A 23,160-nucleotide genomic window follows, 5' to 3' on the forward strand; every position below is an offset into this window, starting at 1 on the left:
GTTGAAGTGCACCCGAAGACAAGGGGGGCGGACACGGGAGTTGTCAGGCCTGCCCGGTCTCGAAGCGGGAGATACGGCCGTCGTCCTCGACGGTGAAGGACCACTTGGTGCGCATCTCGCCCCAGGTGTCGTTGCGGTAGCCGGCGACCAGGGAGCGACCGTCGCGGGACTCCTTGTCGACGTCCAGGTGACCGTGGGAGGAGAAGATCTCGCGGTCGAGCCAGTCGGCGAGGTCCCGGTCGGAGCCGTCGTCGGCCATGGTGGCGTCCGGGGTGAGGAGCCCCAGGAGGCTCGCGCGGTCACCGGCGTTGACGGCGCCGACGAAGGCGCGGACGGCCGGGTCGCTGAGTCTGTCCGTGTGAATCGTCATGCCAGTCAGCGTCACACCGCGGCCGGGGACCCGCCACCCTAACGGCGCCGAGGACGGGCCGGTCGGGTGTCCCGGTGCGACGGTGGAGACCTGATCGCACCCCCGGCCGGAGGAGCCACCGTGACCTGCTACGACCGACGTGATGTGGGCCTGCTGCTGCTCCGGCTGGGGAGCGGCGGGGTGCTGGCGGCGCACGGCGCGCAGAAGCTGTTCGGCTGGTTCGGCGGGGGCGGGGTCGAGGGCACCGGCCAGTTCATGGAGTCCGTGGGGTACGCCCCCGGACGGCAGAGCGCGCTGGCGGCGGGGCTGGCGGAGGCGGGCGGCGGCACGCTGCTGGCGCTGGGCCTGGCGACCCCGGCGGCGGGGGCCGCGGCGGCCGGCGCGATGGCGGGCGCGGCCGCGCTGCACATGCCGAACGGCTTCTTCGCGGCGGAGGGCGGCTACGAGTACGCGGCGAGCCTGGGCCTGGCCGCCACGGGCCTGGCGGTCTCGGGTCCCGGCCGGCTCTCCCTGGACCACACGTTCGGGCACGTCTTCGACCGGGGCTGGATGGTCCCGGTGGCGCTGGGGGTGACGGCGGCGGTCACGGCGGTGGTGATCGGGGCCCGGAACCAGCGGTTGCAGCGGGAGCGGGAGGGCGAGCAGGAGGCGTTGTTCGAGGAGTGACGGCGGGGTGGGGCGGGCTCTCCGCCGGGACGGAACAGCGGACGGCGTACTGCGGAACAGGCTCGGCGTCACCGATCACGGGCTGCTCGCGGCCGCGGAGACAGACATCACCCCGGTCCGTCTCGTCATGCTAGTCGAGCGCCCCGCACCCGGCGTGTACCACCTCGCCCATCTCCCGGCGTTCCATGCCGCGATCTTCGGCGACATTTAGACCCGGGCAGGCGAGTTACGTACCGTGGACGTCGCCAAGCGCACACCGTTCTGCCCGGCGAGGAACCTGGTGCCCTACGCCTCTCTTCCTCCACCCATTTGCGGGATCTTCACCGGCAGGAATTCGTCATCCAACCTGCCTATTTGTACGAAGACTTGACGCTCCGCAGCCGCTCCGCGAGGGCAACAGGCGTTCCTGGCCCAGCTCAGCGCCGACGCAGGAGACGACCTGAGCTGGTCGGGCATGGACGCACAGCGTAACGAGGACGCCTCGGTGAAGAGCTTCCTCGGCGACAACAGCCTGTAGGAGCAGATACTCCACGAACTCATCGCCACCACGGGCTGACGCCGCCTCCGGCAGGCACGGCGCCCGGCGTCCAGGCACGTTCAGGGCGACGTGGAGTGCGCCGGTTCCCTGACCACGCCCGTCCCAGTCTCCAACCGGTAGACGATCCTTTCGTCGAACCCGGCGAAGCCGAGTTCCGGGTAGGAAGAGAGGGCTCTCGTGTTCTCGCGGTCGGTCATCCACTCCAGGCGACTGAAGTTCCCCCTTGGTCTTGGGCAGCGCCTGTTTACCCAGAGGCGAGGTCTTGCTGCGACAGGGTCCGCTTTTCAGTCGACCACTCGCGACGGCGAAACTCCTGGCGCCTGAACACCCCCGGCGCTAGGCTCAATGATCCCTTCAGTGCACTTCGTACAGCCCGTGCACCCCACGTCGTACAGCAGCCCAGGAAGAGCGGTACCCCTCTGATGAGCGCAGGTGGCGCGGCGCAGACGCCGGACCCCAGACTCGCCGAACTCGCCCGCACATCACGCAACTTCGGTTTCCTGTACGCCCATCTTCCGCTGCTTGTCGCCTACGGCTCGGGCGCCGAGGCCAACGTCTTCACCGACCCGAACACGTCGCTCATCAAGTCCCGGCAGTTCGGTGAGGCTCTCGCTTCCGATCTGGTGCGCCGGGGTCGCGTCCAGTTCACCGGGACCAAGCAGATCGAGCGCCTGGCCGCACTCGACCGGGAGGGCTATCTGCATGGCAACGTGGGGCCGGCCTTCCACGAGGTCCGCGTGCTCGGTAACAAGGCCAACCACGACGACTACGACGACCCGGACGAAGCCTTCCGGGCTCTGCGGACCTGTCACCGGCTCGGCGTCTGGTACCACCGCCTGATCACCGGCTCCCGGGAACAGCGGACCTTCGTTCCGCCGGACCCGGCCCGGACACCTGCCGCCCAGAACTTGGCCCTGCGCGCGCAGGTGGAAGAGACTCGGCGTGCGCTGGAGGAGGCCCGTCTCACCTACGAGGGCAAGGCGTCCCAGGCACAGGCAGAGCAGGCCGCTCGCCTCGCGGCGGAGCAGGAGCTCGCCGACGCCGCGGCGGAGCGCGAGGAACTGGCCCGCCGAGTTGCCGCCATGCACGATCAGCTCGCGGCGCTCCAGCAGGCCCAGTCCGCGGCCGACGCCCGGCTGCTGCGCGAGCAGGTCACGAGCCCCACCGCCGCCTCCGAGGCCGTGGCCGAGCGCGCCCGTCTCCTGGAGAACGCCGAGCAGGCGGCCCGCGAGCCCCTCACCGAGGCCCAGGTGCGCACCCGCCTCGACCAGATGCTCGCCGAGGCGGGCTGGAGCGTCCAGGACGCGGGCGGCAGCCTCAACCTGTACGTGCAGGGCGACCGGCGCGGCAGCGGTGTCGCCGTCCGCGAGACGACCACCGCCACGGGCCGCGCCGACTACGCCCTGTACGTGGAGCGCAAGCTCGTGGGCGTGATTGAGGCCAAACGCGAGGGCGCCGACCTGACGGCCGCCGAGGCGCAGGCCGACCGGTACGCCGACCACCCCACCGAGGCACAGCAGCGCCTGATCGCCTGGCGTACCCCGCTGCCGTTCCGCTATGTGTCGGACGGCGGGGAGACCCGGTTCCGCAACACCTTGGACCCCGACTCGCGCAGTAGGCGGATCTTCTCCTTCCACCAGCCCCGCACCCTGTCCCGCTGGATCCGCCAGGCCGAGCAGGACCCACAGGCACCCTCCTACCGTGCCCGGCTGCGCCTGCGCATGCCCGAGCTGGACGAGCGGCCCCTTCGCCCCGCCCAGATCAAGGCGGTGCAGGGCGTGGAGGAGTCCGTGGCACTGGGCAAGGGCCAGCAGGGCACGGGCCAGTCCCGCTCCCTCGTCCAGATGGCGACCGGCGCCGGCAAGACGTACACGGCGGTGACGTTCTCGTACCGGATGCTCAAGTACGCCCAGGCCGAGCGCGTCCTGTTCCTGGTGGACCGCAACAACCTGGGCGCCCAGGCGCAGAACGAGTTCGAGAACTTCACGACGCCCGACACCAACCGCACCTTCGCCGACCTGTTCAACGTGCAGCGCCTGGGTGCCGAGGGCATGAACCCCTCCGCGAAGGTCGTCGTCTCCACGGTGCAGCGCCTGTACATGGAGCTGACGGGCGCAACCGTCCCCGCCACGCAGGGCGAGGACGGCGAGGAGGAGTACTCGTACGACACACCGGGCGACATCTCCGTCGGCTACAACCCCGGCATCCCGCCCGAGTCCTTCGACCTGATCGTGGTCGACGAGTGCCACCGCTCCATCTACGGCAAGTGGCGTTCCGTCCTGGAGTACTTCGACGCGCCCGTCGTCGGCCTCACCGCGACGCCCGTCGCCCAGACCTTCGGCTACTTCAACGGCAATCTGGTCAGCGAGTACACCTACCCGGAGGCCGTCGCCGACGGGGTCAACGTCGACTTCAAGGTGTACGAGATCGTGACGCGGATAACGGGTGAGGGCGGAGTCATCGCGCGCGGCGTCATCCCGGTCCGCGACCGCCGCACCCGTCGTCAGCGCTACGAGGACTTCGACGAGGACGTCTCCTACGGCGCGACGGAAGTCGGCGTCGGCGTGATCAGCAAGGACCAGCTGCGCACGGTCGTCCACACCTTCCGCAACCGGCTGTTCACCGAGATCTTCCCCGAGCGCGCCAAGCGCGACAAAGAGACCGGCGAACTGCTGTGGGACGAGATGTACGTCCCCAAGACCCTCGTCTTCGCCAAAAACGACAACCACGCCGAGGAAATCGTCGAGGTCATCCGCGACGTCTTCGGCAAGGGCAACGACTTCTGCGCGAAGATCACGCACGCGGCGAAGAAACCGGCGGAACGGCTTTCCGACTTCCGCAACCTGCCGCAACTGCGCATCGCGGTCACGGTGGACATGATCGCGACCGGCACCGACGTCAAGCCCCTCGAATGCCTCCTCTTCCTGCGGGACGTCAAGAGCTGGGCCTACTTCGAGCAGATGAAAGGCCGCGGCGCCCGCACCCTGTCGCTGACCGAGTTCGAGCGGGTCACCCCCGGCGTTGGCCCCAAGACGCACTTCGTGATCGTCGACGCGGTCGGCGTGACCCGGAAGCCGAAGGTGGACGCGGGTCCGCTGGAGCAGCACACGGAGAAGGACCTCAACCTTGAGAAGCTCCTCCGCCTCACCGCTCGCGGCGTCGCAGAGGACACCCACATCTCCACCCTCGCGTCGCGTCTGGCCAAGCTCGACATCCAGATGACCGACGACGAGCGCGCCGAGGTCGAGGGCCTCACCGGCGGCGTCCCGCTGAAGCACATCGTGCACAAGATGGTCGATGCCGTCTCGATCGACGAGCAGGGCAAGACCCGCGAGGCCGCCGAACGCCTCGGCCTCGACCCCGACCAGGCCGTCAAAGACGTGACCGAACGGGCGCTACGCCCGTTGGCCTCCAACCCCGAGCTGCGCACCCGGCTGCTGGAGATGCGCCGCGCGAAGGACATCCTGTACGACGAGACGAGCCGCGACGCCCTCGTGTCAGCCGGCGCCGTCCCGGAGGACGAGTCGACGGCACGCGAGACCGTCCGCGACTGGCAGGCCTACGTCAAGGAGCACCGGGACGAGATGGCGGCGCTCACCCTCGCGTTCTCGGCCGATTCGCCGGTGCCGCCACGCGAGGCCCTGCGGCGCCTCAGGGACCTGGCACGGGCCGTCGCCCGCCCGCCGCGCGCCTGGACGGCGGAGAAGCTGTGGCGGTCGTACGAGCAGGTGGGCGAGGCCGTGACGGCGAACCGTTCCGCCGCCCGCACGGCGGCCGACCTGCTGGCCCTGATGCGGTACGAGTTGGCGGGCGGCGCGGAGGAGGATGCCACACCGCCGCGCCCGCACGAGGAGGCGGTACAGGAGCGGTACGCGGCCTGGCTGGCCAGGCAGGAACAGGCAGGCGTGACCTTCACCGACGCCGAACGCTGGTGGCTCGACCACATCGCCGGTGCCACGATCGAGCGTGTACGCTTCGACACCGCCGACCTCGATTACGCCCCGTTCACTAAGATGAACGGCACGGACGGATTTCTCGCCGAATTCGGCGAGGTGAGGGCGGAAGAGATCCTCGACGAACTGGACAGGGAGCTGGGCGCGTGACTCTGGGACTGGGGGAGGATTCCGGGGACGGTCGGGAGGAGCTTCCGGGCGGGTCCGGTGGGGAGCTTCCGCGCGGGTGGGCTCAGGCGACGCTGGAGGAACTTTGCATTGTCAACCCCCGCGCCTTCGATGATGTACCCGGAGACGATGACGACATCTCTCAGGTCCCCATGGCTTCCGTTGAGGCCGAATCTGGGCGTATTGATGCGTCCACCCATGTGCGATATGGCGACTTCAAAAAGAAGTCCCTCACACACTTCCAGGAGAACGACGTTCTCTTCGCCAAGATCACGCCCTGTATGGAGAACGGCAAGATTGCGCTAGCCCAAGGGTTGCTGGGCGGTCGCGCGCTTGGCAGTACCGAGTTCCACGTGCTTCGCAGCCGTGGGGCCGTTCTCCCCGAATACTTGATGCACTACTTGCTGCAGCGCGACGTGCGCGCCAACGCAGAGCAGAACATGTCTGGCGCAGTTGGTCAACGACGCGTGCCGCGACCCTATCTGGAATCCCTTGAGATTCCTGTGCCGCCGCTTGCGGAACAGCGCCGCATCATTGCTGCGGTTGAGGAACAGATCAAGCATGTTCAATCAGGAGAAGCGGTACTGGACGAGGCGGACAAGAGGCTTCGTCTCCTAGATGCAATTCTCCTCGCAACAGCAACAAAGGCTCATCCAGAAGCACCTTCATGGGATTCTGCCACCATAGGAGAAATCGCAGATGTCTCATCTGGAGCCACTCCACTAAAAGCAAATTCCGCATACTATGAGGGCGGCACAGTTCCGTGGGTTACCAGCTCACTACTGAACGAGCCCTTCATTGAACAAGCCGATAAATTTATCACCAACCTGGCTGTAGCAGAAACCGCCGTCAAGAGATATGAACCCGGCACAATTCTAGTGGCAATGTATGGCGAGGGGAAAACGCGGGGGAAATGCTCAGAGCTCCGCATCCCTGCCACGACTAATCAGGCCTGTGCAGCAATTCAGCTGCACTCCGATCATGAATCGCGCCGGGAATGGGTCAAGGCATTGCTTGAATCGCTATACGAAGAGAATCGAGCACTTGCATCGGGCGGAGTCCAACCGAACCTTAGTCTCACTCTCATAAAGAAGATTCGTGTACCACTGCCACCAGTCTCCCTCCAGAAGGTGGTTCTGAAGGAGTTGGCCCAGCATCGAGCAGAAGCCGCGGCAATGGTTGCCACGCTGGCGTCAGCCCGACAACAGGCACAAGACCTCCGCGCCGCCCTCCTCCACGCCGCCTTCACCGGCGCCCTCGTCCCCCAGGACATCGCCGACGAGCCCGCCTCGGTCCTGCTCGACCGGATCCGCGCCGGACGCATGACCGCCAAGGCACCCCGCAAGCGTGCCCCCCGCAAGCCGCGCTCCGCCCCACCCGGTCAGGAAGAACTGCCCCAATGAGCACCGCCCCCGCCCTCATGAACAGTGCCACCACCCCAGGCCCCCGCCGCTCCGCCGGGGAGACGACCTCGACGCTCGTCAACCGGCTCTGGTCGTACTGCGAGCTGCTGCGCCACTCCGGTGTCTCCACCCTCGACTACGTCGAGCAGCTGACGTACCTCCTCTTCCTGAAGATGGCGGACGAGCGCGCCAACCGGCCGGCCAAGTTCCGCCAGAACCTGCCGGAAGAGCCGCTCGTCCCGCCGGGCCTGGACTGGCAGAGCCTTACCAGCCGGTCGGCCGAGGATCTCGTGGACCACTACGAGCACGTCCTGCGGCAGCTGGGCCGCAACGGCGGCACGATGCTCGGTGAGGTCTTCACCAAGGCGCAGAACAAGATCCACGAGCCCGCCGTCCTGGAACGCCTCATCAAGGACCTGATCGACCCCTACACCTGGACCCGCGAGAACCAGGACCTCAAGGGCGACGCCTACGAGGGCCTGCTCCAGCGCGGCGCCGAGGACCGCAAGACGGGCGCCGGCCAGTACTTCACGCCCCGCCCGCTCATCGACGCCATGGTCGACTGCCTGCAGCCGCGCCCCGGCGAGTCGATCACCGACCCCGCCTGCGGCACCGGCGGCTTCCTCATCGCCGCACACGCCCACATCGTCGGGCGCTACGAGGAGCAGTTGTACGGCGACGAGGCGCGCAAGCTCCAGACGGGTGCCATCACCGGCTACGAACTGGTCCGGGAGACGGCCCGGCTGGCCCTGATGAACATGCTGCTGCACGGCATCGGCACGTCCGAGGCCCGTCCGCTGATCACCATCCAGGACTCCCTGGCGAAGTCGCCGCACAAGTTCTACGACATCGTGCTTGCCAACCCGCCGTTCGGCGTGGGCTCGGTCACCGGTGAGGCGTACACCTCCCGCAAGGACTTCTGGACGCAGACCACGAACAAGCAGCTCAACTTCGTCCAGCACATCTACACCCTGCTGAAGACGAACGGCAGGGCCGCCCTGGTCCTGCCCGACAACGTGCTGTTCGAGGGTGGCGCGGGTGCGGAGATCCGCCGCCGCCTGCTGGACCTCACCGACGTCCACACCCTGCTGCGCTTGCCCACCGGCATCTTCTACGCCAACGGCGTCAAGGCGAATGTCCTGTTCTTCGACAAGCGCCCGCCCCGCCCCGGCGGCAAGCCCGCCACCAAGCAGCTCTGGGTCTACGACTTCCGCACCGACCAGCGATTCACGCTCAAGCAGCGCGCCCTGCGCCGCGAACACCTCGACGAGTTCGTCGCCGCGTTCCACTCCGGCGGCAGTGACCACTCCGCCCGAAAGCCAAGTGAGTGCTTCCGTGCATACGAGTACGATGAACTGATCGCACGCGACAAGGTCAACCTCGACTTGACGGTGCTTCAGTCTGCCTCCGCGTCCTCCGCCTCGCTCGCACCTCCGGACGTGATCGCGCAGGAGATCGTGGAGGACCTGGAAACAGCACTGGCCGAATTCACCGCCGTCGCACAGGCGTTGAAGAAGGCCGCGAGCAGCAAGGCGGCCGACACCGAACCGATCACGGAAGCAGAAGCCGCCGACGGTTCAACTGGCACCACCAGCACTTCCGAAGACGACCACACGGACGACGACACACCCCAGGAGCGTTAGCCCGGCCTCCCCGTCCCTCCCCTCCCAGCCCCACACGGGCTCCGGAGTTCCCGAGGGCCCGCCGGAGCCCGCTCCGGGAACGGGACGGCGGGTCGTCCCTGTGTCCGTACAGACGGTACGGACACAGGCGGCCTGCCAGGGACTGAACAGGGACTGGGTGACAGACAGCATGACCAACGGGCTCGGCCGAGGCAACGGCGCGGCGGCGGCAAGCACACAACCGGAGAAGTTCTGGAACGGCGACGCGATAGCGGACCGCTTCTGGAAGTTCTTCCGCGAGGAAACGAGCACTCGCGCCATCACCCGCCTCCAGTTCGTGGAGCACGTGGGCTACCTGCTGTTCCTCAAGCTGGACCACGAGCGCGCCCAGCGCTCGACACGGTTCGCGCACCGACCCGTCGCGCCGGTCGACGCCTGGCCGAACCTGGCTCTGCTCAGCGGTGACGCGCTGCACACCGGACTGACCAGGCTCATGGACGATCTCGGCGACCAGGACCTCGCCGGACGTCCCGACCGCCAGACCGCGAGCGTCGTCTTCCGTGACGCCCAGCCCTGGGACCTCGACCGCATGGCCGAGCTCAACAAGCTGATCGTCGAGCAGATCGACCCCTACCAGTGGCTGGCGGTTCGCCAGGCCGAGTTGGGCCGCGCCTTCTCACGGATGCTGCGCGACTGCCGCGACGACATCGACCTCAAGATCGAGACCGGTCAGACCCTCACGCCCCTGCCCATCCTGAACGCCATCACTAAAGTGCTCGACGTGGGACCCGACGACATCGTGATCGATCCGGCGTGCGGTACGGGCACGACGCTCATCGCCGCCTACAACGCGATGCTCTCCGCGAACCGTCAACTGGCCCCGTCCGCCCTCGCGGGCGCCGACCTCGACGCACAGATGTGCCGACTGGCCATGCTGAACATCCTGCTGCACACCGGCCGTCCGTTCGCCGACCCCGCTCCCGTCCAGCTCGCGGACACCCTCAAGCGCAAGAGCCCTGTGGTCCGCTCCGTGGTCGGCGCCGTTCCCACCGTGGCCATCTGCAATCCGCCGTTCAAGAGCAACGGCGTCCAGCCCGACGCCACCATGCGCGACGACTTCTGGGCGTACAGGGGGAACTTCCCCACCAACTTCCTCCAGCACCTGGCGATCACCCTGCCCCAGGGCGCGCGGGCGGCCGTGTTCGTCCCGGACGGAGTCCTGTCCGGCGGCGGCGCGGCGGCCACCGTACGTCAGAACCTGCTGAGGAACTGCGATGTGCACACGCTTCTGCGCCTGCCCACCGGGCTGTTCCACAGCAAGGGCGTGAAGTCGAACATCCTCTTCTTCACGAAGTCCGCCCCCAAGCCGAGCGGTGAGCCCGCCACCCAGCACCTGTGGGTGTACGACGCCCGCACGGGCAACCACCACACCGACACCGGCAACCCGGTCACCGAGGCCGACTTCGACGACTTCGTCGCCGCTTGCCTCCCCGAGGGGGGCTTCACCGAACGAACCGAGTCGGAGTCGAAACGTTTCCGTCGTTACCGAGTGGAGGAACTCCTCGCCCGCCCGAAGACGAGCCTGCTCCTCATGGCCCATCTCGCCCCGGAACTGGACGACTTCGGCTCCCCCAGGGAGATCGCCTTCGAGGTAGCGGACCGACTCGACGAGGCGGCGGCCCACTTCCGCCAGGTCGCGGAGGCACTGCCAGAGCAGTGAACCGGCAAAGGGCTGATCACTCCGGCGTGCCCTCCGCGCCTTCCGCACGGGGGGCACGCTGCAGTCAGCGGCCCGGTCGCATCCCGTAAAGGCCGAGGTCGGCGGTGGACAGATCGCCACCGAGTTCAGCGGGCAACGGTACCTCTTCTCCATATTTGCCGTGGACGACGCTCCTGTACTCGCCTTCCCCAGGCCGGCCGAACAGCGACCATGTGCCCGTCCTCGGGTCGACCTGCAGAAGGCGAGCGACGCCCGCGGCGGCGTACCACGCGGTCTTTTCGTTGATGCCTTTGAGCCGCTCGGTCGGAGAGATGACCTCCACGGCCAGTTCGACCGCGTCAGCGTCCAAGAGCCAGCCGTCGTCGTCCTTGAACGTGCGTGGGCCGATGGTCAGATCCGGGGTCGCGTAGTCGTCCGGGTCATCAGGCATCGGGACGGACACGTTCTCGAACGCCTCGTACGGAGACGAAAGCCCAGGGCGAATGGCATCGCGCAGGTCGATGATGATTCCGGCGTGCCTGCCGCTCGGGCTTGGGGACATCACGAGTGTTCCTCCGATGATCTCAACACTCATGCCTGTGGCCTGCTCAATGCTCTCCGCGGCTTCGCGCAGGTGCCCACGACGGACGGGAATGGGGTGATGAGCCGGGGTGCTCACGGTGCCACCTCTCTCCTTGCCTGGCTGGAGCTCCCTCGGGAAGCATCTCAGCACTCGCGCGACATGGTTTTCACTGTACGGCAGGGATTGAGGACAGGGTTTCCAGAGATCGACGGACGGCTCACAGAAGTACCGGGCCGCCGCCGATCCTGCGCCTCACCGCTCAGGGTGGCCGCACCCGGTGATCACAGCAGCCCCACCGTCCCGTACAACCAGTGTCTCCGCCGCGGACACCCGTAGCTCCGGGCCGTCGTCCAGTCCGAGCACGACAGCGAGACCACCAGCCGCGTACGGCTCAGTGCGCACCGCGCGGACGCTGTGCCACTCACCCCACACCCTCACGTGCTGCCCAGGCCGCACGACGGCCGCCGCGACCTCCCTCCCGACGGGCTCGGCGGCCACGATGTCCGGTGCCTTCAGCTCGGCCCAAACCGTCTTCCCGATCGCGCCCGCGCGCTCCTCGACGCCCCAGCGGTGAGCCAACGCCTCCACCAGCAGCAGCCCACGCCCGCCGGTCTCCTCGTCACTGGGCGACCGCACTTCGGGCCTGCCCGGGCCCGCGTCGCTGACCTCCAACCGCAGCAGCCCGTCCGCCGGCGATCGTGCGATCCTGACACCCACCTGCCGGTCGCTCGGTACACGCACGCGCAGCGCGTTGGTCACCAGCTCGGAGAGCACCAACTCCGCCGACTCCAGGACATCTTGGCCGACACCCCACCCGCCGAGTACGGCATGTAAAGCGGCCCGGGACCTCGGCACGCTTCGACGGGACCGGGACAGCCGGAAGGTGACTTCGTTCGAGCTGAAGCTCTCTGCCATGACGCCCCCAGAGAGTCGATAACCACTGATCAAGTTGCCGCGCTGCCACGCCAGTTACTGGCCAGCTATTCACAGCGTTCCGCAGCATATGGATCGGCGCAATGTTGCATGGAGCTTGCTAGCCCTGTTTCACTCTTTCGAGTAAGCGTCACGCCCTACACCTCTGGCCTCTGGTAGGAGTCGGGCATGCCTACTGTCAAACCGTCCACTGTGCTCGGACGCCAACTCGGCGACGAACTGCGCAAGTTTCGTGAGGCCGCGCGTGTGTCCATGGCGGAAGCCGCCGAGTTACTCGACTGCACCAAGGGGAAGATCAGCCGGATGGAGAACGGGCACGTGCCCGTCCGCACCCCTGATCTGAACGCGCTCATGCACGCCTACCGGGTCGAGGACCCAGAGACACGCAACCGCCTCGGAGCCATGGCGCTGCGAGCCAACCGGCGCCGTCGCGACGGGTGGTGGCATCAGTACGGCTCTGTTCTGGGCGACTCGTACCGCGATCAGATCGAGCTGGAGGCCATTTGCGACACCGTCCGAACGTACGAGGTGCAGCTGATTCCGGGACTCCTCCAAACCTCTGAGTACGGCCGTGCGGTGACGGTCGCGTCAAGAGCCTGGAAGACGCCGGAGGAGATCGATCAGTTCGTCCAGGTACGGCTCGCCCGACAGCAACGGCTCACCGACGAGGACCCCATGTCGCTCTGGGCAGTGCTGGCAGAAGGAGTCCTCCGACAGCACGTGGGCGGTCCCGCAGTGATGCAGGCGCAACTGGAGCACCTCGCCACGATGGCGGAGCTCCCCAACATCACTGTCCAGGTATTGCCGTTCTCGCGCGGTGCCCACTCGGGTATGTTCGGCCCATACCTGCTGCTGAGCTTTCCCCAGGTGACGTCGCTCGACCTCGTACTGACGGAGACCCCAACCGGCAACATCTGGATGGAGCGCGAACCGGAAGTCGCGTACTACCGCGCCCTCTTCGACGACGCCCGCACCACAGCGCTGCCGCCGACGGAATCGCTCGCATTGATCCGCCGTACCGCCAAGGAGTACCGATCATGAGTCAGGACCACGACATACATCCCGCACCCGCGGGAGCAACATGGCGGGCGAGCAGCTACAGCGGCGGGCAAGGCAACTGCGTCGAGGTCGCCGACAGCCTCCCCACCCTCATCCCCGTCCGCGATAGCAAGCGCCCTACCGGCCCCACGCTGGCCTTTTCCCCCAGCGCATGGTCCGCCTTCGTCGATCACCTGCGCTGAACGGAGCCCTGAGCCTCAATCAGTGAAGGTTGGGACCCACCCGTGGGCGCGCCCACCCGCCGCGGACGCACGCCCATCACGCCTCCGTCGCGGGTGGACCCCACTGCCCCGAAGCGAGAGCGCTCAACAGCTCCCGGCCGGCAACCGTAAACGGGTGGTCGGAACCCAGGCTGCGTTCCCGTCTGGCCACGACATCCGTCATCAGTTCTGTCCCCGCGTCCACATGTCCGAGCGCGGCCTGGGTGCGGGAGAGAAGCTGCTGGGCCGAGAGCGCGATCGGGTAGTCGGGACCGAAGCGTCGCCGGTAGGCCTCGGCGACCAGCCGTATCTCCTGGTCGGCCTCGTCGAAGCGACCCAACAAGTAGAGCGCCCAAGCGCGGTTGTGGTGGGCTCCCAAGGTCACCGTGTGGTCCGGGCCGAGAAGCCGGTCGCATTCCGAGGGCAGGTGAAGAAGTGCGCCGTCTTCTTCAATGACGACCTCGGAGGCGGACAGCAGGACCAGCAGGCTTGAGCGCGAGCGTAAGGTCAAAGGGTGCGTGGGGCCCAGCGCCATGCGTCGGCCGGCGACCGTGGACCGGAGGAGCGAGAGGGCCTCGTCCCGTCTGCCGAGATTTCCCAGCACGAGCTGAAGGCCATGGCCGCTGTCCAGGGTGTCGGGATCGTTTGCCCCGAACAGACGGTCCTGAGCGGCGCGGACGCGCTCGAGCAGCGACTCGGCCTCGGCGTACCTGCCCAGACGGAAAAGCGCGCGGCCTGCCCTGGAACGGGCGGCCAGTACGGACCGGTGCTCCGCGCCGAGTTGCCGCTCGCCGAGGTCCGCTGCGGCTCGGGCGGTCTCCCAGGCGGAGACGTAGTCTCCGGTGCGGTGCAGAGCGACGGTCAACCGGGTCACCACGGCCAGAGCATCCGCCGACGTCGCCAGGTCGTCGATGCGTCGCAGCAAGGCGAGCGCATGGGGAACGAGCAGCCGGAGCAGCGGATCGTGCGGACCCGCGTCGGGGAGACCAGGAACGGCCGCGTCAAGCAGTCGGACGGCGGTCGTGTCGAGAAGCGGAACCGTCTCCGCCGGAGTCGCCGCCGCAACGCTGTCGAGCAGCACCCCATGGCTCTGCGCGCACCGCACACCGACGTCGACCAGTTCGGACAACGACTGGTCGAGCAGTGCTCTCAGCGCGGTTTCGTAACTCGCGCGAGGAAGAACAGCGTCGATCTCGGATCGGTTGAGCAGCGACAGCGGCAATGGTTCGGGAGCGAAGCGAGCCAGCAGCCTCAGCAGGGCGGTCGCTTCGGGCAGCCCTCGTGCCCCGAACGCGTCGAGTGTCAGTTGCCACGTCAGCCCCACCATGTGCCGTGGGTCCTTTTGGGACAGGACGTCGGCTCCTTGGTCGATGAGCGCGACTCGTTGCCCTTCGTCGAGATGGCGCCCGTAGGTCTCCATCGTCCAGGGATCGAGCACTTGTTGGGAGAGGAAGCCGCCTGCCAGGGTGAGGGCGAGCGGCAACCGGCCGAGTCGTTCCGCGATCTCCGCCGCCTCCTCCTGCGTGCCGCTGTGCGGGGCGAGGTCGCGCAGTACCCACGCGGCGTCCTCACGCGGTAGTACCCCGATGTGCTGCAGCTCTGCCCCGGGCCACCAGCGGGCGGCCGACCGGCGTGTGGTCACCAGGACCGTGCCGCGGGGACTGGTGCGCAGCCAGCTGCCATCACGGAGGATCTCGGGCTGGTCGGCGTAGTCGAGTACCAGCAGCCAGGGCTCGGCAGAGCGGTCGAGGTAGTGCCAGACGAGATCGGCGGCGGCACGGAGTCCGTTGCGGGCAGCCAGCAGTTCGCCGTCGCCCGCACCTCGGTCGGCTGCGACCGCGAGCATGCCGGCGCGCAGGCTCGCGCGGTCGGATGCGCTGACCCACAGGCCAACCCTGCCGCACTCGTTGATGGCCAGCTGGAAGAACGTGTAGGCGACCGCGGTCTTGCCGCAGCCACCCATGCCGTACAGCACATAGGCTTCACCGCCACGCCCCGCACGCACACCTGCTCGCAGACGTTCCAGAACTTCGACGCGATCCCGCAGCACGACCGGAGGCCGACCGACTGCCGGCCGACGAACCGAGTCGGGGCCAGCTGGCGTGGCCGCTTCATCGCCGTAGTGGTGGTGTTCGCTGATGTGCTGGTCGCCCGACGCCTGGTAGACACGGCCACGGTCCTCGGCATGGCCGTCCATCGCGCCTGTCATTGCTGCGCGTTGTGCTGGTCTCGTCCCGCCTGATAGATCCGGGCCCGGCCGGACGCGCTGGCGTGCTGGGTGACCGCAGCGCCCGTCGAGCCCCTCGGCTCAAGTTCGTCGAGGAGTGCGCGCAGTTCCACAGCGGCGCCGGGCTGGGCGGCGAGCAGACGCCGGAGCCGTCCCTGCCACTCCAGGTGCAGTTCGCCAAGAGTTTCCTGGTCGTCGGCCTCGCCGGCCGTCAGGGCGTCTTCGCGGGTGGCTTCCAGCTCCGCAACGACAGCCTCCGCGCGGTGCGGCTGCGTTCGACGCCACAGTTGCGTGATCCCTTCCCGGGTGCGATGCCAGGCGTCAGTTGTCATCAATGTGACCAGTGTGACTCCCGCGCTCTGCGCGAGTAAGGCTGTCTCCGGGTCCCCAGTTCCCCCTGGGTAGAAATTCCAAATCTTACGACCATATGCTAAATCAGTCGAATCTTCAGCATCTGCCATGCTTTGATATCTTGCCGTTTCGTGACCACTTATCGTCGCACTCTCGGGCCGGATGGAACAGCATGGGGTCACCCGCCGCTATCATCGGCAAGTCCGGTTTGGACACGGTCAAGCTGATTCATCGAGTGCTAAGTTAATGAAACTTTGATCCAATCGAGGGGGCGATGGCCATGAGTAGGCCTTGGGAAGCCGATCCGACCACAACATTCAAGCGGCGCCTGGGAAAGTCACCCCAGGAACTGGGAAACACAACCGACAACCCCGACTGCCCCGACATCTGGGAGCTCGAGAACGGAGACATCGCCGTCATCGGCCGAGACCTTACGCAGTCACTTGGCGGGAAGCTGCCGACGGGCGTCTCAGTAGGGCCCGACGAGCGACTCGTTGTCATCCCGAGGAACATGTTGGCTGCGGCGAAACCGGATATCCCCAGTGTTTGATTCCTTCCCGAGCGGCACTTCCGAACGTATGGATCGCTCCACATATCACGCGGATTTCCGTCGAATCCACGGCAGTGGCGTTCGCTGCCTGAACAAGCTCGAACGGGGGCAGAACTTCAAGGAACGAGGGTTTGCCAGCTGGGAGGCCTTCGCCGCCGGAGAATGGGAAAGAGCGCTGTCCCTCGTCGAGGAGAAGCGCGATGTCTACACGCTGCAGTTTCGCGAGGCGGCACGGCTGAACATCCTGGAGCGCCGCCTTCGCGTGGTGGAGTTCCCTGTCACCCCATACGTCCAATGGGAGATGTTCGTTCTTCGCCTGCGCGTGGAACTGGGCGACAACATCAGGGTGCTCGATGCCCGCAAGATCGCGGACATCGAGCAGGACCGCCCTGTTCCGGAGGTGGTGATCCTCGGAGACGTCGTCATGTACGAGGTGCGCTATGACGATGACGGAAACGCGGCGGGAGCCAACCGCTTCGCCGACCGAGCACTGATCCGGGAAACGTTGGCTGGATTCGATGCGCTGTACCGGCGCGGGGAAGACTTCCACAGCTTCTTCGACAGGGAGATCGCTCCTCTCGCCCCACCCACAGCCGCCCACTGAGCTGAGCGCCGGGCTCCCCACGTTCGGTGGCGCCACTCCGGCGCTCTCGGACGTCGACACAGAGCGCAGCCCACCAGACCGTCCGAGGTGGCAGGCGGCCGACGGGATGCCCTGGCCGCAGCCCATGGCGGGCAGACCGTCCCGGACGCTACGCCAGGCTCTCCTCCCCCGGCTCACCCTCGTCCGCGATCTCCCGCCAGAGCCGTTCGGCGATCTCCACCAGCGTCCCGTCACCCGGAACCCTCCACTGCTTCGGGCCCTGGACCGCGCTCCACTGCTCCCTCCAGTCTGCCGCGTTCCACATCTGGGAAACCAGTCCGGTCGGCGAGTACCGCTTGCCGTCGGCCTCCCAGAGGATGGGGGTCTTCCGGTCGTTCACCCAAGTCGCCCTGCGACGCCGGGGGTCCTCGTCGAGCCAGGCTCCGATGGCCAGTTCCTCCACGGTGCTGGGGGCGTAGACGAGAGGCGTGCCCTCGCTGATGGCGTCGTGGTCGACGAGCAGGCGAACGGTCTGGGGTCGCCGCTGCCGCTTCTCCGCGGTGTTCTCCATGAGGGCCTTCAGGTTCATGGGCGAGTCCGGACCGGTGCCGCGTTCGAGCACACCCAGGACCGCGGCAACGAGTCGCGCGCAGCGCTCCTCGTTGGCGAAGGTGCTTGTGACGTAACTCTTTTTCGTGAAAAGGGTGTCGACCATGGTGATGAGGCAGAGGAGCACGGCGCTGACCTGCCCCGGCACGTCGGTGAGCATGGCGGCCCACTCGTCGTCCGACTCGTCGAACCGGTCCCTGCCGATGCGCTGGAACACGAGATGGACCACCAGCAGCGCACCGCTGTCCACCACTGCGGCCGGTCGTCCAGTGAACTTGGCTCGCAGTTCGGTCAGTTGGTCCCGCACCAACCTGAACACCTGTACCGCGCGCCAGATCTGCTGGGCGGTCGGCTGCTGACCGAACAGCCTGGTGTAAGCACCTCCCGGGCCCTCCTCCCATAGCGCGTTCGTCGAACCCTTGACCCGAACGGCGAGCGACGAGTCCCGATGCATGCAGGCCAGGGCCGTGGCCGCTTCCGTGACCGAGCAGCCCGACTCGGGGGCCGGGTCCAGTTCGCCCCGCCGGAAGACGTACTCCTTGTCGAGCGAGAGGCTGAAGTCCTTCTGGATCTCGCTCTGGACGGTGTCGATGGCGATGAAGTCTCGGCGCTCCATGTGGTTCTGTGTGTTGGTCGCCTTGGTGATGGAGTGTCCGAAGCCCTCCGGCGCTCCTTCCAGGGAGATGATCCGCACCAGGACATAGGCCTCCGCGACGGCCTCTGGGTTTCTCTCGTATGCCCGGAAGGAGGAGGACACCGTCTGTGCGCCGTTGACCACGCTGGCGTTGTGCAGGGTCAGGGTGGTGGGCTGGCCGACCGCTCTCTTGGCGTGGTACTCCTGCTCGATCCTGTCGCACTGCACGGTGATGCCGTTGTGGCGGTAGAGGAACCCCTCCGGATCCTCCAGCATCGACTCCACCATGGTCTGGTTGACCCCGGTGAGCCCCAGCGACTTTCGGACGTTGCGGTCGTAGAGACGCTCGCCGTGCCCCTTGTCGTGGCCCTCGTCATCGCCCTTGCCGCCATACCAGCACGCCAGTTGATCGGCGCTGACCTCACCGATCACCGCCTTGTACGGTGTTTCGCGGCTGTACCATTCCCGGTCCATGGTCGCCTTGAGAGTGATCGGCTGCGGCTCCAGATCCTCGCGGATCGCCCGGTGGAAGTCCCTCTGGTCCAAGACCCGGTACTCCACGCTCCTTCCGCGTCCACCGAACTCGTTGGCCGCCTCGTCCAGGATGTTGCGGGTCTCAGGAGAGAGACGGCCGTCCCCCATAAGCGCGACGACCAGGTTCACCTTGCACGTTGGGAGCCGGAGGACGCCGTGCACACGATCCGCGAGCAGCTGCAACCTCTCGTTGAAGTGGTCGAGATCCCGGTTGTCGAGCTTCTTCAGCCCGTGTACCAGCTTGAGTGCCGCCTCCGTGTCGAAGCCGGCCGTCCCCTTGTCCTTCCACTTGGCCTGGATGAGCCAGAGTTCTGATCCCGAGGCGGAGAACGCGACACAGTCGATGCCGAAGTCGTCCCGGCCGTCGATCACCCACGCCGCCGCCTCGTCCGACGTGCAGTCCGCGAGGATGCGGGCGGCTTTCGCGGACACGGCTCTCGACAGCAGGGCTGTCTCGCGCTCCTTGGGGTCCTTCTTCTCGAAGTCGTCCATGGAGATCCGGTCCTGGAACTCCCGCAGCAGAGCCCTCTTGATGTGCTGGACCTCGAGAGGCATGTCCTGCGCGCCCTTGCCCATCCGTACTCCCCACGACCGCTCTCGACAGAACTGTTCAGACTATCGAAGCGAAGTACAGCGTGCCCCAGCCCTGCGTCAGCATATGCAGCCGATCCGATTGTTCCGGACCGGTTTTGGCCAACGGCTGGCTAGAGTTCGGCTCGCGTCTGCTGCCCGCAGAGCGTGGGTGACTCGTGCCTTCGTCAGCGCCGGTGGATAGGGAATCGGCACCAGCCGAGGACAGACAGCCTCGCTCAGCGTGCCGCGATCGTCCGTCTTCTCCCAGGAGCGGCCGGTGGAACAGCGACGCGAGGTCAGGGCCCTCATCGGCTTCACCCGGCTCACCAGCACCAACCTCAGGGCGGGCGTATTGCTGAACGGCGGCCCCATGCCGGGACGGATGGCGGACCACATACGGGAGTTGCAGCGCCGGGGGTTCTCGCGCGGTGGCCGGGCGCATCATGAGGTCCCGTCACCGTCGAATCATCGCCATTCACATGACCGATTGACGGCCACTCCGCCCTGACAGCCGGAAACTGGCCAACAATTGAGCCTCCAGTTTCACGAGATGCAGGAGGTCACAGATGGTCGCCGTCGCTCTGGTGCACAGCACCTCGCTGATGACGGAGCGGCTCCCCGAGCAAGCACCGGCATGGTTGACCCGCGGTGAGCGGACCTTCGCGTACCCGTACAAGGACTGGAGGAAGCCGCGTGTGTGGTGTCTCGCCTTCTTCACCGACCGTCACGCCCGCGACAACCAACGCAGGATAATCGGCGTGGGCAGCGTCTTCCCAGGTAGACGGTCGGGTACCTACGAACGCGCCCTGCTCACCCGCGACTTCACCGCACTCCGGATTCCACTGCCGCTCATCGACCTTGAGGACGCCATGGGGTCCAGTCGCCGGTTCCTCGGTGACGACGGCCGTATGTCTCCTGCGGCCGGCGACAACCTGCTCGCCGCCGTCCGGCATCTGCGGCCGGAACTGAACGAGACGCTGAACGACCTGGAGAACAGCCTGGGGGCCAATCCCCCGACAGGGGAGGTGGGAGAACGGCGGAGCCTCGAGAAGGACGCGGTGGGCACCCTCCTTGAGACGTTCGGCGCGGACCGCGATCCTCTCGAAGCGTGGCAGCAGCCGCTCAGCGTGGACGATCCCCGCTCCCGGTCCGTCCCCTTCGTCGAAGGGCTGCCCACTCTCCGGCAGATCGAGGACCAGCAGATCGTCCATGACTACCTGCGCTTCCCCGGCATGGAGGGCGAGGACGCCGTGCAGGTCGGCTGGCGGATCTACCGCCGCAACTCCGAATCTCGCCATCGGCTGTTCGTGTACAACGCCAACCGCACGAATGCCGAGACCGTCATGGGCGTCGACATGATCTACGTGAACGAGCACGCCCGCAGCGTGGCCATGGTCCAGTACAAGCGCATGCGGCAGAGCGGGCGCGGCTGGGTGTACTGGCACGATGCCACCGGTGAGCGGGAGCTGAAGCGGATGGAGACCGTGGACGACGAATGCGAGGCCGAGGACGAGTGGGCTCGGACCAGCAAGGAGGGCCCAAGGACACTGGGAGATCCGCGCCTGGTCCCCACCCCCAGCATGGTCAAGTTGTGCCGGACCACTCCCTTCATGATGAACTCCGCCGCCCTCATCCCCGGCATGTACCTGACGCGGGAGCACTTCCAGGAACTGCTTCAACGCCCCGAGGCCGACGGGCCGTCCGGCGGGACACGCATCGTCGAGGCGTCGGTTCCCCGGTACCTGAACAACACCACCTTCACCACTCTGCTCAGGGACGGGTGGATCGGCACGCGCGGCACCGGCTGGGACTACGTCATCGACCTGATACGCGAGAGCCTGTCCGCCGGGGGGGCCGGGCTCCGTCGTCGTGGGAATGCACCGGAGCGAGGTTCCACCCGGCAACCGCCGAGTCATCTGACCCGCGTCGCACGAGTCGGGTGGACGGAGAATCAATCTGCCCTTGCCCATGGCGCGTACCAACCAGACTTCGAGGAGTAGCCGCCGGGCGGGGCAGGGCAGGCTCACCGCCATGACAGAACAGTCGGGCCAGCGGACGACACCGCCGGCGAAAGCCCCGGACCTGTGGACCTCCGTCGAGGACCTCTGGAGCTGGCTGGAGGCCGACCGGAAGCACGGCGGCGAGACCGGCCTCGTGCTGCGCATGCTCAAGCTCACCGAGGAGGTCGGCGAGGTCGCCCAGGCGGTGATCGGCGCGACGGGCCAGAACCCGCGCAAAGGCGTCACCCATACGTGGGAGGACGTGCAGGGGGAGCTGTGCGACGTCGTGATCACGGCACTGGTGGCGTTGCGGACGCTGACGCCGGACACGGAGGGGGTTTTCGGGCGGCATCTGAGGCGGGTGACGGAACGCTCGCTGGGCCCGTCGACGAACACTCACCCCTCGGACGGCCCCATGCCCCGCCGTGTCGATCGGACGCCGTGAAGGGCGCTGACCGGCGGCGACGACGCTACCGTGATGACGCATGAGACGCTGGTTGCCCCTGGATGCCGTGCCCCGCCTCACCGGCGCGGCGATCGTCGGAGCGGTGGTCGGTATGGCCGTGGCACTGGCGACCGATGGAGCACTGGGCGCACTGGCCGCGATCGCCGCGACGGAACTGTCCTTCGTCCTGGCGGGATGGGCGGTGCTGTGGCCGATGGACGCCACGGCCACCCACCGCAATGCGCGGCGTGAGGACTTCCGTCCCGTGACCGACGAACTCGTGGTGGTCGCGGTGGCCCTGTGCGGACTGGCCGCCATCGTGCTGCTGCTCCTGCGCGGCAAGTCCGACCCCGGCCATGTGGCGGCCGCGACCGCCCTGTGCGGCGTCTTCACGGCCTGGGCCGCGCTGCATCTGATGTACGCCGCCCGTTACGCCTACGTGTACTACGAGTCCGCGGGCGGGATCGACTTCAATTCGGACGACCCTCCGGCGTACCGGGACTTCTTCTACTTCAGCTACAACCTCGGCATGACCTATCAGGTGTCCGACACCGATGTGTCGAGTTCGGCGATCCGGGCGATCGTGCTGCGTCACACACTGCTGTCCTACGTCTTCGGCACCGGCATTCTCGCCACCGCCATCAATCTCGTCGTGGGAATCGTCAGCGGCTGAGGTGGCGGCTCCGGGGCAGGGCCGGGCCGGTGCGGCCGTACGGCGTGAGCCGGTGTGTCCGGGGTAGGGAAGGATCATCGCGCCGACGTGACCGGCCGGCGGTCAGGCGGAGCGGGAAGGCAGGGGTGGGCCATGACGTCGGAACAGGCCGCCGGGAGCGTGGTGGGTGCGGTCGTCGTGTACGACGGGCGCCTGCTGCTGGTGAACGAGAAGGGCGACTGGGAACTGCCGTCCGGCACTCCTGAACCAGCCGAATCGGCGACGGCCACCGCGGCGCGCCTGGTGTACGAGCTGACCGGTTATCTCGTCGACGGCTCAACGCCGCTACGGCCGGCCGGCACGGCTCCGCTGGATACCGCTCGGCTGGACGCGCGCTCGTTCGTGGTGTGCCAGTTGTTGTCCGAAACCCCGTCCGCGGAGGCGCGGCTCGGCCCGGAGCAGCTCCGCTGGTTCCTGTTCGCGGAAGCCATCGGCGCAGGGCTTCCCGGACCCGTACGTGTCTATCTGGAGGGCCATACGCCCGTGTAGGGAAACCGGCCCCTGTGGTCACCCGTACAGGCCGGGCGTCGAACTCCGCGCCTGCTTCCCCGTCCTGAGGGTGGCTCAGCGGCCCCTCGGGGGTCGGACACATGACGACACGACGCACGCAGCGGACCGGAAGGGCCGGGCGACGCCCTCCTGGTTCCGGACGTCACGGCCCTGGCGCCCGCAGACCAACGGCATGGTCGAACGCTTCCACCGCACCCTGCTCGACGACGCGGGTGAGCGGGGTGTCGGTGCGCTTTGG

21 protein-coding genes are annotated in these 23,160 nt (G+C 67.3%); 14 read left to right on the forward strand and 7 right to left on the reverse strand.

What is annotated here, in order from left to right:
* Nucleotides 1-43: 43 nt before the first annotated feature.
* On the reverse strand, nt 44-370 hold the full coding sequence (locus ACZ5K7_RS06420) for a nuclear transport factor 2 family protein (RefSeq protein ID WP_468911144.1): 327 nt from the start codon (nt 368-370) through the stop codon (nt 44-46).
* Nucleotides 371-490: 120 nt separating this feature from the next.
* On the opposite strand from ACZ5K7_RS06420, the gene ACZ5K7_RS06425 reads away from it, so the two are divergent.
* Together ACZ5K7_RS06425 and ACZ5K7_RS06430 are read left to right on the forward strand one after the other, a co-directional pair.
* Complete coding sequence (locus ACZ5K7_RS06425) at nt 491-1,036, forward strand: DoxX family protein (RefSeq protein WP_351692565.1); 546 nt, start codon at nt 491-493, stop codon at nt 1,034-1,036.
* Nucleotides 1,037-1,043: 7 nt separating this feature from the next.
* Nucleotides 1,044-1,247: a hypothetical protein gene (locus ACZ5K7_RS06430; protein WP_468911148.1), complete on the forward strand. Its 204-nt coding sequence runs from the start codon at nt 1,044-1,046 to the stop codon at nt 1,245-1,247.
* Nucleotides 1,248-1,633: 386 nt separating this feature from the next.
* Here ACZ5K7_RS06430 and ACZ5K7_RS06435 read toward each other — a convergent pair whose 3' ends face one another.
* The gene (locus ACZ5K7_RS06435; RefSeq protein WP_468911151.1) at nt 1,634-1,771 is read right to left on the reverse strand and encodes a hypothetical protein; all 138 of its coding nucleotides are present in this window, start codon (nt 1,769-1,771) and stop codon (nt 1,634-1,636) included.
* 225 nt (nt 1,772-1,996) lie between these two features.
* Here ACZ5K7_RS06435 and ACZ5K7_RS06440 point away from each other — a divergent pair, with 225 nt between their 5' ends.
* The 4 genes from ACZ5K7_RS06440 to ACZ5K7_RS06455 all read left to right on the forward strand — a co-directional run bounded on the left by ACZ5K7_RS06440 (nt 1,997) and on the right by ACZ5K7_RS06455 (nt 10,440).
* Nucleotides 1,997-5,677: a type I restriction endonuclease subunit R gene (locus ACZ5K7_RS06440; protein ID WP_468911154.1), complete on the forward strand. Its 3,681-nt coding sequence runs from the start codon at nt 1,997-1,999 to the stop codon at nt 5,675-5,677.
* Entirely contained in the window at nt 5,674-7,098 is a 1,425-nt protein-coding gene (locus ACZ5K7_RS06445; protein ID WP_468911157.1) for a restriction endonuclease subunit S, read from the forward strand. The genes ACZ5K7_RS06440 and ACZ5K7_RS06445 overlap by 4 nt, the downstream gene beginning before the upstream one ends.
* Nucleotides 7,095-8,741 (forward strand): type I restriction-modification system subunit M, encoded by a 1,647-nt coding sequence (locus ACZ5K7_RS06450; protein ID WP_468911160.1) that lies wholly within the window; start codon nt 7,095-7,097, stop codon nt 8,739-8,741. Before ACZ5K7_RS06445 ends, ACZ5K7_RS06450 begins: the two co-directional genes overlap by 4 nt.
* A 157-nt stretch (nt 8,742-8,898) precedes the next feature.
* Nucleotides 8,899-10,440, forward strand: a complete 1,542-nt coding sequence (locus tag ACZ5K7_RS06455; protein ID WP_468911163.1) for an HsdM family class I SAM-dependent methyltransferase — start codon at nt 8,899-8,901, stop codon at nt 10,438-10,440.
* A gap of 64 nt (nt 10,441-10,504) precedes the next feature.
* Here the strand turns inward: ACZ5K7_RS06455 and ACZ5K7_RS06460 are convergent, their stop codons facing one another.
* Nucleotides 10,505-11,098 (reverse strand): Uma2 family endonuclease, encoded by a 594-nt coding sequence (locus tag ACZ5K7_RS06460; protein ID WP_468911166.1) that lies wholly within the window; start codon nt 11,096-11,098, stop codon nt 10,505-10,507.
* 156 nt (nt 11,099-11,254) lie between these two features.
* Nucleotides 11,255-11,917 (reverse strand): ATP-binding protein, encoded by a 663-nt coding sequence (locus tag ACZ5K7_RS06465; protein ID WP_468911169.1) that lies wholly within the window; start codon nt 11,915-11,917, stop codon nt 11,255-11,257.
* 186 nt (nt 11,918-12,103) lie between these two features.
* Here ACZ5K7_RS06465 and ACZ5K7_RS06470 point away from each other — a divergent pair, with 186 nt between their 5' ends.
* Complete coding sequence (locus ACZ5K7_RS06470; RefSeq protein ID WP_468911172.1) at nt 12,104-12,976, forward strand: helix-turn-helix domain-containing protein; 873 nt, start codon at nt 12,104-12,106, stop codon at nt 12,974-12,976.
* Nucleotides 12,973-13,176, forward strand: a complete 204-nt coding sequence (locus ACZ5K7_RS06475) for a DUF397 domain-containing protein (RefSeq protein ID WP_468911174.1) — start codon at nt 12,973-12,975, stop codon at nt 13,174-13,176. The genes ACZ5K7_RS06470 and ACZ5K7_RS06475 overlap by 4 nt, the downstream gene beginning before the upstream one ends.
* 76 nt (nt 13,177-13,252) lie before the next feature.
* On the opposite strand, the gene ACZ5K7_RS06480 is transcribed toward ACZ5K7_RS06475, so the two are convergent.
* Together ACZ5K7_RS06480 and ACZ5K7_RS06485 are read right to left on the reverse strand one after the other, a co-directional pair.
* On the reverse strand, nt 13,253-15,391 hold the full coding sequence (locus tag ACZ5K7_RS06480) for a tetratricopeptide repeat protein (RefSeq protein ID WP_468911176.1): 2,139 nt from the start codon (nt 15,389-15,391) through the stop codon (nt 13,253-13,255).
* Nucleotides 15,392-15,399: 8 nt separating this feature from the next.
* Nucleotides 15,400-15,753 (reverse strand): hypothetical protein, encoded by a 354-nt coding sequence (locus ACZ5K7_RS06485; protein WP_468911179.1) that lies wholly within the window; start codon nt 15,751-15,753, stop codon nt 15,400-15,402.
* A gap of 299 nt (nt 15,754-16,052) precedes the next feature.
* Here ACZ5K7_RS06485 and ACZ5K7_RS06490 point away from each other — a divergent pair, with 299 nt between their 5' ends.
* Both ACZ5K7_RS06490 and ACZ5K7_RS06495 read left to right on the forward strand, forming a co-directional pair.
* Complete coding sequence (locus tag ACZ5K7_RS06490; RefSeq protein ID WP_468911986.1) at nt 16,053-16,322, forward strand: hypothetical protein; 270 nt, start codon at nt 16,053-16,055, stop codon at nt 16,320-16,322.
* Nucleotides 16,315-16,926, forward strand: coding sequence for a DUF6879 family protein (locus tag ACZ5K7_RS06495; RefSeq protein WP_468911181.1), 612 nt, complete (start codon nt 16,315-16,317; stop codon nt 16,924-16,926). The genes ACZ5K7_RS06490 and ACZ5K7_RS06495 overlap by 8 nt, the downstream gene beginning before the upstream one ends.
* A 148-nt stretch (nt 16,927-17,074) precedes the next feature.
* On the opposite strand, the gene ACZ5K7_RS06500 is transcribed toward ACZ5K7_RS06495, so the two are convergent.
* Nucleotides 17,075-19,237 (reverse strand): AIPR family protein, encoded by a 2,163-nt coding sequence (locus ACZ5K7_RS06500; protein WP_468911183.1) that lies wholly within the window; start codon nt 19,235-19,237, stop codon nt 17,075-17,077.
* Between the two features lie 584 nt (nt 19,238-19,821).
* Between ACZ5K7_RS06500 and ACZ5K7_RS06505 the strand changes: the two genes are divergently transcribed.
* The 4 genes from ACZ5K7_RS06505 to ACZ5K7_RS06520 all read left to right on the forward strand — a co-directional run bounded on the left by ACZ5K7_RS06505 (nt 19,822) and on the right by ACZ5K7_RS06520 (nt 22,901).
* On the forward strand, nt 19,822-21,255 hold the full coding sequence (locus ACZ5K7_RS06505) for a hypothetical protein (protein WP_468911186.1): 1,434 nt from the start codon (nt 19,822-19,824) through the stop codon (nt 21,253-21,255).
* Between the two features lie 31 nt (nt 21,256-21,286).
* Entirely contained in the window at nt 21,287-21,700 is a 414-nt protein-coding gene (locus ACZ5K7_RS06510) for a MazG-like family protein (RefSeq protein ID WP_468911189.1), read from the forward strand.
* Nucleotides 21,701-21,740: 40 nt separating this feature from the next.
* A complete protein-coding gene (locus tag ACZ5K7_RS06515) occupies nt 21,741-22,373 on the forward strand; it encodes a DUF1345 domain-containing protein (RefSeq protein ID WP_468911192.1) in 633 nt (210 codons plus the stop codon).
* 132 nt (nt 22,374-22,505) lie between these two features.
* The gene (locus tag ACZ5K7_RS06520; protein WP_351692527.1) at nt 22,506-22,901 is read left to right on the forward strand and encodes an NUDIX hydrolase; all 396 of its coding nucleotides are present in this window, start codon (nt 22,506-22,508) and stop codon (nt 22,899-22,901) included.
* Nucleotides 22,902-23,160 lie beyond the last annotated feature (259 nt).

The sequence above is a fragment of the Streptomyces sp. NPDC031497 genome (genome assembly GCF_055580905.1).